Here is an 8,906-nt window from a genome sequence, read left to right on the forward strand (position 1 = left end):
CGTCGGCTTTGCCGCCGTGGTCACCATCAAGGCCGTGCCGACTTACCTTGAGTTCCGCTCCGTCAAATCGGCGGTGGCAGAAGCGCAGGCGCAGTCCTCGCCCGCCCAGGCGCGCGAGACCTTCGCGCGCCTGGCCAACGTGAACAGCATCAAATCGGTCGCGTCATCTGATCTGGTCATCAACTCCGAAGGCGACCGCCTCACCGTGCGTGCCGCCTGGGACAAGGTGGTGCCGCTGTACGGCCCGGTCTACCTGATGATCAAGTACGACACCAGCACCCTGTGACCACGCGCGGGGATGGCGGCTGGCCCGCCCTGCAGCGCCACTTCGAGCGCCATCTCGGTCACCTTTTTGCGGACCGCGCCCTGCTGCTGCAGGCGCTGACCCACCGCAGCCACGCCCGCGTCAACAACGAGCGCCTGGAGTTTCTGGGCGACGCCGCGCTGGACCTGGCCGTGTCGCGCCTGCTCTTTCGCCACTGGCCCGACGCCAGCGAGGGCGAACTGTCGCGCCAGCGCGCCCACTTGGTTTGCGAGCCCATGCTGCACCGCCTGGCGCTGCAGCTGGAGCTGCCGACGCTGGTGCGCCTGTCCGAAGGCGAAGCCCGCACCGGCGGCGCGCAGCGCCCGTCCATCCTGGCCGATGCCTTTGAGGCGCTGCTGGGCGCGCTGCTGCACGAAGCCAGTTTCGAGGCCGTCCAGGCCGCCGTGGACCGCCTGTTCACGCCACTGCTCAGCGCAGGCGGCAGCACCATCGCCCGCAAGGACGCCAAAACCGCGCTGCAGGAATGGCTGCAGGGCCAGCGCCGCCCGCTGCCGCAGTACCGCATCCACGCCGTGCACGGCCGCGATCACGAGCAGCAGTTCGAGGTGGACGCCACCATCGAACTCGCCCCGGGCAGCGAGCCGCTGCAGGCACGCGGCCACGGCAGATCACGGCGCATCGCCGAACAGGACGCGGCGCGGCAGCTGCTGGAGAGGCTGGGGCAGGCGGGGGAATAACCTCACCTGCGGCGGACTCACGTGGCGACCGCCCCCAGATACTTCTCCGCCAGCCGCACCCACACGCTGCCGCCAATCGGGATGAGCGCGTCGTTGAAATCGTAACTGGGGTTGTGCAGCACGCAGGGGCCGGCGCCGTGGCCGCCCGGACGGTGCTCGCCCTGGCCGTTGCCCAGCACGAAGTAGCAGCCGGGCTTCTCCAGCAGGAAGTAGCTGAAATCCTCGGCACCCAGCGTGGGCGTGAAGGCGTGGACCTGCTCGGCGCCGCAGACGTCCTGCAGCACACCGCGCACGAAATCGGTCTCGGCCGCGTGGTTGATGGTCGGCGGGTAGTTGCGGTCGAAGCGGAACTCGCAGCTCGCGCCAAAGGCGGCGCAGAAAGGGCCCACCATATCGCGCATGCGCTGCTCGATCAGGTCCAGCGCTTCCAGCGTGAAGGTGCGCACCGTGCCTTCGATGACGCAGTGGTCGGGGATGACGTTGGTGGCTTCGCCCGCGTGGATCATGGTCACTGACAGCACCGCGCTGTCCGAGGGCTCGCGGTTGCGGGTGATGATGCCCTGCAGCGCCTGGACCAGCTGGCAGGCGACCAGCACCGGGTCCACCGTGGTGTGCGGCATGGCGGCGTGCCCGCCCTTGCCGTGGACGACCAGGCGGAACTCGTTGCTGGAGCCCATCACCGGACCAGTGGCGACGGCCGCGTGCCCCTGCGCCATACCGGGCCAGTTGTGGATGCCGAAAATGGCGTCCATCGGAAAGCGCTCGAACAGCCCGGCGCGGACCATCTCCCGCGCACCGCCGCCGCCTTCTTCGGCCGGCTGGAAGACCAGGTTGACCGTGCCGTCGAAGCGGCGCGTCTGCGCCAGCACCTGCGCGGCCGACAGCAGCATGGCGGTGTGGCCGTCGTGGCCGCAGCCGTGCATGCGTCCCGGGACAGTGCTGGCGTGCTCAAACGTGTTGATTTCGGTCATGGGCAGGGCGTCCATGTCGGCGCGCAGACCCACGCTGCGTGGGCTCGAACCGTTTTTCAGCACGCCGACCACGCCTGTTCCGGCGATGCCGGTCGTGACCTCGTAGCCCCAGGCGCGCAGGCGCTCGGCGACCAGGGCGCTGGTGCGGGTTTCCTCGAAACCCAGCTCGGGGTGGGCGTGAATGTCGCGGCGCAAAGCCGTCATGGCGGGCGCGCCCGCGATCACCAGATCGTCCAGTTTCATGCCGTATCTCCTCAGGTTGCAAAGTCCAGTGTGCCACCGCCCCGCATCTGCGCGCACGGTTGCGGAAATACTGCCGGTTTGGCAGGAAATCTGCCGTGCAGCGCCGTGAAGCATCTCGCACAATCACCCGAAACCTATTTATCAGGGAGGATGCATGGACACCCGGCACACAGCCGTCATTCTGATCGGCTTCCAGAACGATTACTTCGCGCCCGAAGGGGCCCTGCACGGCGTCGTGCACCACCAGGCCCAGTCGGTTCTGGACAATACCCTGCGGCTGGTTGATGCCCTGCCCTCCGATGTGCTGGTGCTGGCCACGCCCATCGTCTTCCAGCCCGGCTACCCGGAAATGGAAGAGCCCGTGGGCATCCTCAAACTGATCCGCGAGCGCGGCGCCTTTGCCGCCGGACAGCCTGGCTGCGACACGATAGAGCCGCTGCTGCAACGCGCACCACGCGTGCGCGTGGTGCCAGGCAAGCGCGGCTTCAACGCCTTTCACGGCACCAGCCTGCTGCAGGTGTTGCGCGAAAACAGCATCAGCCAGGTCCTGCTGGCGGGCGTAGTGACGTCGATCTGCATCGATTCCACGGCGCGTTACGCCGCCGACCAAGGCTACAAGGTGGGCGTACTGTCCGACTGCACGGCCGGGCGCAACGCCACCGAGCAGAGCGTGTTCTGCGACAGCCTGTTTCCGATGTACGCCAGCGTACTGACGGCTGACGAGGCGCTGGAGGCCCTGGCGCCCACCGAATCCCTGGCCCGCTGAGGGCCTTTCGGCTTCCGCTCCCCATGATGCGCATCCTGGCGGCCCTGCTGCTGACACTGCTGCTGGCGCCCGCCTGGAGCATGTCCAGCACGCCTGCGCAGAGTGGGCCGCCTCAGGCCATCATCGTGACGCCGCGTATGGCGGATGTGCCGGTGCTGCCGCACGCCCAGCTTCTGGAAGACCCGCAGCACACACTGGAAGTGCCCCAGCTGCGCAGTCAGCCACACCCCTGGCAGCCGCTGCACGAAGAGCGTCTGAGCCTGGGCTACACCCCTTCGGCCTGGTGGCTGCGCTTTGAACTGGTCAACCCCGATCCGGCGCCAGTGCGCCTGGTGGCCGATCTGGGCAGCGCCGTGCAGGACGATGCGCAGTGGTATGTGGTCGATGCCGTGCGCGGCACAAGCACCGTCCAGGTCACCGGCGACCGACGCCCTTTTGCCGAGCGCGACCTGCCGCTGCGCCAGATCAGCCAGCGCATCACCGTGCCGTCGCGCAGCACTGTGGAGGTCTACGTCCGGCTGGACTCTTATGACGGCCTGATGGACGTGGTGGACATCTCGCTGTCGGACAGCATCACCTATCTGGAGCAGGCCACGCGCACCACGGCGGGGCTGTCGCTCTTTCTGGGCCTGCTGATGGGCGCAACAATTTACACGCTGATGCTGGCACGGGTCGAGGTGGTTTACGCCTGGCTGGGCGTGCACCTGATTTTTTTCATGGGCTGGTATGCGGGCTTTCACGGCTTCATCTCACAGTACCTGCTGCCGCGTCACCCGGATCTGTCCAACAATGTCCTGACCACGGTCACGGCGCTGGCCGCGCTGACCTTCATCCAGTTTTCGCTGGCCTATCTGCGCCCGGCGCTCAAGGGCTGGACCTGGGCGGTGCGCGCCCTGCAGCTTCTGCTACTGCCTCTGGCCTGTGTGCCGGTACTGGCGCTGCTGGGGTATTACGGGCCAGCCTGGCTGATCATTCTGGGGTCAGCAGGACCGCTGCTGGTCGGGATCATGGCGCTGGCACTGCGCGTGGCCTGGCAGGGCGCAGGTTTTGCACGCCGCTTCCTGGTGGCTTTTACGGCCGCGCAGATGTCGGTTCTGGCCACGGCGCTGGACGCCCTGGGGCTGATGCCGGGCTGGATCACGCCCTATTTCAGCATGGAGCTGGGGCTGGGGCTGGGCTATTACTACCTGCTCTACAGCGTCGGCCAGCACCTGCGCGAGCTGCGCACCCTGCGCCGCGAAGCCGAGGTGCGCGACCGCGAACACGCCCTGCAGCAGGACGCCCAGCGCCGCCAGATGCAGCTGCAGAGCGACAACCACATCCTGCGCCAGAAATCCATCACCGACGAGCTGACCGGCGTATTCAACCGCCGCCACTTCAACGACACCTGCGACCGCATCCAGCTGGACTGCATGAGCCACGGTCGCCCCATGGGTCTGTGCATGCTCGACGTGGATCACTTCAAGCACTACAACGACCACTACGGCCACCAGCAGGGTGACAACGCCCTGCGCCTGATCGCCAGCGCACTGCAGCAGACGCTGGCTGCGCAACAGATTGATCTCTTCCGCCTGGGCGGCGAAGAGTTCGGCTTTTTCATGGACTGCGGCAGCGGCATCGAGGCCCTGGAACTGGCGCGCACGCTGGGCCTGCGCGTGCGCCAGCTGGGCCATCCGCACGTCGCCAGCCCGCTGCAGCGCCTGACGGTCAGCCTGGGCGTGGCCTGGTGGCCCAGCCACGAGGTGGTGGACCTGCAGCGCTCGACGATGTACGAATGCGCCGACCGCGCCCTGTATGCCGCCAAGGCGCAGGGGCGCGACACCACGGTGCTCTACGACGGCAGCATCGAGAACGAAACCCGCCCCATGAGCCTGCTGCACCCGCAGGCCTGACCCGGTCAGGCCGACAGCGGCAGGCCGTGGCGCTCTTCGTGACGGCGTTTCAGGGCCGCCAGCGCGCGCTGGTAGGTGGGTTTGGCATCGTCAGCGCTGGACACGGTCACGCTCATGTCGTCCATCAGGCCGTTGTGCAGACCGTAAACCCAGCCGTGGATGATGACCGACTGCCCGCGCGCCCAGGCGTCCTGCACGGTCTGCGTGCGGCACAGGTTGAGCGACTGCTCCAGCACGTTCAGCTCGCACAGCGCATCCAGGCGGGCGTCCACGTCGGGCAGCGTGGACAGCCAGTCCTGGTGGCTGCGGCGCACGTCTTTGAGGTGACCCAGCCACAGGTCGGCGATGCCGATGCGCTGGTTTTCCAGCGCCGCACGCACGCCGCTGCAGCGCGAGTGTCCCACCACCAGAATATGGCGCACCGCCAGCTGGTCCACCGCAAACTGGATCACCGACATGGCGTTGATGTCGCTGTGCACCACCAGGTTGGCGATGTTGCGGTGCACGAACAGCTCGCCGGGAAGCAGACCGACCAGATCGTTGGCGGGCACACGGCTGTCGGCGCAGCCGATCCACAGGTATTGCGGCGACTGCTGCTTGGTCAGCGTCGTGAAGAATCCGGGGCGCTGCGCTTCGCAGCGGGCCGCCCAGGACTTGTTGTTCTGCAGCAGCTGGTCCAGATCCTGGGTCAAATCGTCGCTCATGGTGTCATCCTGAAAGTCGTGCGCGCCGCGGCCCTGGGGCAGCAGGCTCCGGACAATCTCCGGATAATGCGCGGCAGTGAAGATAGGCGGGCTGATTCTACACAGCCCGTCCAGAACCGTCGGCGGGCCTGCTGCCTGCCCCTACTCTGTCCGGAACGCCGCCATGACCGTCATCCCCACGCCCGCCGCTGCGCCCGAGCGCCCCCTGCCGCCCCGTCCGCACGAGCACGAGCTGGCGTTGCACTACCCGCTGGGCGATCTGCAGCCCGCGCCCGGCGAGGCCTGCGCCGTGGCCGACGGCGTGCTGTGGGTGCGCATGACGCTGCCCTTTGCGCTCAACCACATCAACCTGTGGCTGGTGCGCGACCGCGTGCGCCGGCCGGACGGCGGCTGGCTGGACGGCTGGGCCATCGTCGACTGCGGCACCGACATGCCCGCCACGCGCGACGCCTGGGAGGCCGTCTTCGCGCAGCACCTGCAGGGCCTGCCCGTGGTGCGCGTCATCGTCACGCACATGCACCCCGATCACATGGGCCTGGCGCACTGGCTGGTCCAGCGCTGGGCGCGCGAGGGCGACGATCTGCTGGTCCACATGAGCCTGTCCGACTGGGTCAGCGCGCGCAACAGCGTCTCCAGCAGCAACGGCCTCAGCGGCAGCGGCGCGGCCGAGTTCTTCCGCAGCCAGGGCTTGAGCGACCCAGTGCTGCTAGACCGCATCCGCGCGCGCGGCACCTTCTACAGCGACATGGTGCCCGCTGTGCCGGACCGCTACCGCCGCCTGGTCCACGGCCAGACCCTGCCGCTGGCCAACGGCCATTGGCGCTGCATTGCCGGTTATGGCCACGCGCCCGAGCACATCGCCCTCTTTGAGCCGCAGCGCCGCATCCTGCTGGCCGGGGACATGGTGCTGCCGCGCATTTCCACCAACGTCAGCGTCTTCATGCACGAGCCCGAAGGCAACCCGCTGGCGCTCTTCCTGCGCTCGCTGGACGACATGGCCGATCTCCCGGACGACACCCTGGTGCTGCCCGCCCACGGCCGCCCCTTCACCGGACTGCACACGCGCCGCGAGCAGCTTCAGGAGCACCATCGCCAGCGTCTGGCCGAAACCCTGGCCTTCTGCCGGGACGCGCCGCGCAGCGCCGCCGAGCTGATGCCCGTTCTGTTCCGCCGCGATCTGGACATGCACCAGACCACCTTCGCCATGGGCGAAACGCTGGCCCACCTGCACCTGCTGTGGCACGACGGCCAATTGCAGCGCCGCCGCGACGCGCAGGGCGTGTGGCGTTTTTCTGCGGCCTGATTTTTCCTGCTGACCATGCGTGACATCCCCGACGACGCCCAAACGCCTGACCTGAACCGGCTCTCCAGCTACGACTACGACCTGCCGCCCGAGCTGATCGCGCAGCAGCCTACCGCGCAGCGCAGCGCCTCGCGCCTGCTGGACGGCAGCGGCGCCGCGCCGGTGGACCGCCATTTCACCGATCTGCCCAGTCTTTTGCGCGCAGGCGATGTGCTGGTCATGAACGACACCCGCGTGCTGCGCGCCCGCCTGCACGGCCGCAAGTCCAGCGGCGGCCGCATCGAAGCGCTCGTCGAGCGCGTGCTGCCCGCCAGCGACGGCGTCGCCCGCGAAGTCTGGGCGCATGTGCGCGCCAGCAAATCGCCGACCGCAGGCAGCGTGATTCATCTGGGGCTGGACGATGCGGATGCGGCTGAGGGTACCGGCTTTGCCGCCCAAGTGCTGGGCCGCTGCGGGCCAGACAACGGCCTCTTCCACCTGCGCTTTGACACGCGCAGCGGCGACGCCTATGCCCTGCTGGAGCGCCATGGCTACCTGCCACTGCCGCCCTACATCAGCCGCGCCGATGACGCTCAGGACGCCGAGCGCTACCAGAGCGTCATGGCGCGCACGCCCGGCGCCGTGGCGGCGCCCACGGCCTCGCTGCACTTTGACGAGGCGCTGCTGCAGCGCATCCGCGAGCAGGGCGTCCCTATTGCCACCGTGACGCTGCACGTGGGCGCGGGCACCTTCCAGCCCGTGCGCCACGACGACGTGCGCCAGCACACCATGCACAGCGAATGGCTGGAAATTCCCCCCGCCACCGTGGCCGCCATCGCAGCGGCGCGACAGGCGGGCGGGCGCATCGTGGCCGTGGGTACAACCAGCGTCCGCGCCCTGGAATCCATGGCGGATGCCGACGGCACGCTGCACGCGGGCCAGCGCGACACCGACATCTTCATCACGCCCGGTTACCGCTGGCGCGTGGTCGATGCGCTCATCACCAACTTCCACCTGCCCAAATCCACCCTGCTGATGCTGGTTTCAGCGCTGGCCGGATACGGGCGCATCCGCCAGCTCTACGCCCACGCCGTGGCGCAGGGCTACCGCTTTTTCAGCTATGGGGATGCGATGTGGCTGGAGCGGCCCCCCGAAGTGCCGCCCCAGACCAGTGCAGCGGACTGATTACCGAAGCACGCTGCGCGCGTTCAGCGGCTGCAGCGGCCGGTTGTCCGGGCTGTCCTTCATCGCATGGGCAAACGCAGCCAGCTGCGCTTTGGACGCCGTCAGCGGCGTTTTCATCACCAACCAGCGCACGCCTTCCGAGCACGGCGGCGTGGTCAGCGAGCCGTTGTAGCGGTAGTAGCCCGGGTTGGTGGGCAGCAGCGTCGCGACGTTGACCGGGGCTTTCAGCGCCTGGACCGGGCCTTCTTCCATGGGCAGCTGGTTCCAGAAGGCATCCAGCGCGGGGTTTTCAGCGCCCTCTTCGAACATCACCGCGATCACGGCCAGATTGCCTTTGCTGTCGGCGTGCACCAGGTGCATTTCCAGCGGGTAGGCCTTGCCGTCGATGTGGTTCTCGCTGGGCTCGTGGAAGTGGAACTGCTTGAGCTCGTAGCGGTCGCCATCCACCGTGATGAAACTGCCCGGCGCGTAGTTGATCTGCACCGTGTGGCCGTTGTTGATGATGCTCTGGCCACCCGCCTGGTAGACCGGGTTCAGCGGCGCCAGTTTGGCGTCCACGAAGCGGGTCAGGTTGATCGGCGACTGGTTCTTGCCGTTGCACGAACCAAATTCGGGCGAGATTTCCGCCCAGTGCTCAGGGCCAGCGTGGCCGGAATAGCCCCAGTGGACCGGCTTGCCCGCCGTGGCGCCCGCCGGGGTATCGGCCGCAGCGCCGTGCGACAGGCCCTGGGGCGACATAGCGGCGCAGCCCGCCAGCAGCGCAGCGCACACGGTCAGAGTGGGAATCAGCAGTTTCTTCATCGACTTCTTTCAGACAGGGCCATAAAGCCCGGCGCACCGCGCGCCGTGGCGGGCGGATGA

General features: G+C 68.0%; 9 protein-coding genes. 6 read left to right on the plus strand and 3 right to left on the minus strand.

Going from position 1 to position 8,906, the window contains the following annotated elements; all coding sequences use genetic code 11:
* A partial coding sequence (locus RV045_RS14155; protein WP_423236446.1) for a DUF4845 domain-containing protein occupies positions 1-286 on the plus strand: 286 nt, incomplete at its 5' end.
* Positions 283-1,002 (plus strand): ribonuclease III, encoded by a 720-nt coding sequence (rnc, locus tag RV045_RS14160; RefSeq protein WP_423236447.1) that lies wholly within the window; start codon positions 283-285, stop codon positions 1,000-1,002. The genes RV045_RS14155 and rnc, both read left to right, overlap by 4 nt.
* Before the next feature lie 17 nt (positions 1,003-1,019).
* Here the strand turns inward: rnc and RV045_RS14165 are convergent, their stop codons facing one another.
* The gene (locus tag RV045_RS14165; RefSeq protein ID WP_423236448.1) at positions 1,020-2,216 is read right to left on the minus strand and encodes a M20 aminoacylase family protein; all 1,197 of its coding nucleotides are present in this window, start codon (positions 2,214-2,216) and stop codon (positions 1,020-1,022) included.
* A 154-nt stretch (positions 2,217-2,370) separates the two neighbouring features.
* Here RV045_RS14165 and RV045_RS14170 point away from each other — a divergent pair, with 154 nt between their 5' ends.
* Positions 2,371-2,982, plus strand: a complete 612-nt coding sequence (locus RV045_RS14170; RefSeq protein ID WP_423236449.1) for a cysteine hydrolase family protein — start codon at positions 2,371-2,373, stop codon at positions 2,980-2,982.
* A gap of 23 nt (positions 2,983-3,005) precedes the next feature.
* Complete coding sequence (locus tag RV045_RS14175) at positions 3,006-4,874, plus strand: sensor domain-containing diguanylate cyclase (protein WP_423236450.1); 1,869 nt, start codon at positions 3,006-3,008, stop codon at positions 4,872-4,874.
* 5 nt (positions 4,875-4,879) lie between these two features.
* Here the strand turns inward: RV045_RS14175 and can are convergent, their stop codons facing one another.
* Positions 4,880-5,578, minus strand: coding sequence for a carbonate dehydratase (gene can, locus RV045_RS14180; RefSeq protein ID WP_423236451.1), 699 nt, complete (start codon positions 5,576-5,578; stop codon positions 4,880-4,882).
* Positions 5,579-5,741: 163 nt separating this feature from the next.
* Here can and RV045_RS14185 point away from each other — a divergent pair, with 163 nt between their 5' ends.
* Together RV045_RS14185 and queA are read left to right on the plus strand one after the other, a co-directional pair.
* Positions 5,742-6,881, plus strand: coding sequence for an MBL fold metallo-hydrolase (locus RV045_RS14185; RefSeq protein ID WP_423236452.1), 1,140 nt, complete (start codon positions 5,742-5,744; stop codon positions 6,879-6,881).
* 15 nt (positions 6,882-6,896) lie between these two features.
* Positions 6,897-8,045, plus strand: coding sequence for a tRNA preQ1(34) S-adenosylmethionine ribosyltransferase-isomerase QueA (queA, locus tag RV045_RS14190; protein ID WP_423236453.1), 1,149 nt, complete (start codon positions 6,897-6,899; stop codon positions 8,043-8,045).
* Here the strand turns inward: queA and RV045_RS14195 are convergent, their stop codons facing one another.
* A complete protein-coding gene (locus tag RV045_RS14195; RefSeq protein WP_423236454.1) occupies positions 8,046-8,846 on the minus strand; it encodes a carbonic anhydrase in 801 nt (266 codons plus the stop codon).
* Positions 8,847-8,906: the final 60 nt, after the last annotated feature.

It is taken from the genome of Amphibiibacter pelophylacis (assembly GCF_037688875.1).
GTDB lineage: Bacteria > Pseudomonadota > Gammaproteobacteria > Burkholderiales > Burkholderiaceae_C > Amphibiibacter > Amphibiibacter pelophylacis.

Excerpts from the sequence above, each read along its gene's own strand:
- RV045_RS14165 (WP_423236448.1), bottom strand. The coding sequence starts at position 2,216 with ATGAAACTGGACGATCTGGTGATCGCGGGCGCGCCCGCCATGACGGCT.
- RV045_RS14170 (WP_423236449.1), top strand. The coding sequence starts at position 2,371 with ATGGACACCCGGCACACAGCCGTCATTCTGATCGGCTTCCAGAACGAT.
- RV045_RS14175 (WP_423236450.1), top strand. The coding sequence starts at position 3,006 with ATGATGCGCATCCTGGCGGCCCTGCTGCTGACACTGCTGCTGGCGCCC.
- can (WP_423236451.1), bottom strand. The coding sequence starts at position 5,578 with ATGAGCGACGATTTGACCCAGGATCTGGACCAGCTGCTGCAGAACAAC.
- RV045_RS14185 (WP_423236452.1), top strand. The coding sequence starts at position 5,742 with ATGACCGTCATCCCCACGCCCGCCGCTGCGCCCGAGCGCCCCCTGCCG.
- queA (WP_423236453.1), top strand. The coding sequence starts at position 6,897 with ATGCGTGACATCCCCGACGACGCCCAAACGCCTGACCTGAACCGGCTC.
- RV045_RS14195 (WP_423236454.1), bottom strand. The coding sequence starts at position 8,846 with ATGAAGAAACTGCTGATTCCCACTCTGACCGTGTGCGCTGCGCTGCTG.